General features: G+C 47.1%; 2 protein-coding genes. Both read right to left on the minus strand.

Translation table 11 applies throughout. The annotated features are described in order from the left end of the window. Window positions 1-383 precede the first annotated feature (383 nt). The gene (locus tag WG929_RS20855) at window positions 384-1,166 is read right to left on the minus strand and encodes a hypothetical protein (protein ID WP_416207605.1); all 783 of its coding nucleotides are present in this window, start codon (window positions 1,164-1,166) and stop codon (window positions 384-386) included. Window positions 1,167-1,329: 163 nt separating this feature from the next. Then, window positions 1,330-1,562 (minus strand): hypothetical protein (locus WG929_RS20860; protein ID WP_416207606.1); only part of this gene is annotated, 233 nt, incomplete at its 5' end.

Genomic DNA, 1,562 nt, shown 5'->3' on the forward strand with positions numbered 1-1,562 from the left:
TTTTTGCGCTCATATTCTGGGTGTTATCAGGGGTAATAGATGGGGCGTACGAGTCTGAATTCGAATGGGAACAGGCTAGGGAATGGGCCGCTTGACGAAATGCCCACTTTTGCAGGGACGAGTGCGTATGGAGAAAGAGATTTTAAAAAAGCTTCCGCTTTCTTTGCGAAAGAAATGAAGTGAAATATCGCTTCGTCGATACTTACCGCCAGAGCTACCCGGTACGACTGCTCTGTTGGGTAGCGCGCGATGGATTGCATAAAGCGGTCGTTAGATAGATTCAGTCAGGGTGATTCTGGATTGTACCACTATCTGTACAGGAAACAGAGCGAACTCACTGCGAAGGTTTTCAGGCATTGGAGCTGTGAGCCATGCCTATCGGCTTACCAGCCTGTATCGCAAGTGAACTCAATTTCATTAAGAGGAATATAACGTAAATCCTGTTTGCTATAACAGCCAATACTGTTACTGCTATGGCTTAAACACTCGTTTTTGTGGCAATCACCGTAAACGATTTGCTGGAATCGTGGCAGCTGGTCATAAGTTATGACAATAGACTTCTTTGGTATCCAGAGCTCTACGTTAAAGCCTGCGACGGTACATTCTCCGGTCAGGTTATCGGATCTCTCAGGATAGCGTCGCGACAGGTTACATTGGCTCAGATCGATCAGACCATCAAAGGATTGGAACGGGTAGTCGTAAGGAATAACACCATGCGGCCGTAATCTGAGATAGCCTTCTGAAATGCTGATTTCCACACTGTCCCAAGGCTCCAGATAAGCATCCTCGGTATCAAAACTCATATCCCAAAGGCCGCACCAGTGAGCCCAGAACAGGATAGGGAAAGTAACCATCCAGTCCATGCGCGTTGGCAGACGAGCTATGGCCAGTATGCCTAGTATTGCAATGGGAACGATGATCAGGCTGACTGTATGGAGCTGATAAAAATAGAGCAGCAGTACTGCTGTTTGAGCACCAAAAACCGTCGCCATTAAGCCAGCCAAAGGCCAGGACCATTGTTTCCAGTGCGCCAGATACCAGAGTGGAAACACGGACAGATTCAGCCACATGTCAATTGGCGTTTCTGCAAATGACAGGTATCGACCCGCACGGAAAAACATAGCAACGTAAGGCGCGATAAACAGCGCAGAGATGATGGCCAGCAACAGCCGTACGAACCAGAAAAAAATCTTTTTTGGTTTCAGGCGTCTTACGTAGTTTGGGTCGTTTTGCGTTCCTTGCATTTAAGTTTGTCTATTCGATAAACGCGAGAGGTTAGCAGATACAGGCCGTCGATATGAATAAATTCTACTCTTCATTTGATTGTTCTCAGAACACTACTGTCCGGTTAACCAAATCCCAGACCCAGCTGCCCTGTATCATCCGGCAAATCCGGTGGTTTTCTGAACACCTCCAGCAGCGGTATTCGCTGCATAAGTACCGGTAGTTTTCAACCCAGTTGTCCAAAATACTGCGTTTAAGCAGCACATTTATTCCGTTCAATCTCCTGCAGTTTTGCAGGATTGAGTGATACCGCTCCTGCAACGTTGCAGTTTCGGGTA

Source organism: Oceanobacter antarcticus, assembly GCF_044962685.1.
GTDB lineage: Bacteria > Pseudomonadota > Gammaproteobacteria > Pseudomonadales > Oceanobacteraceae > Oceanobacter > Oceanobacter antarcticus.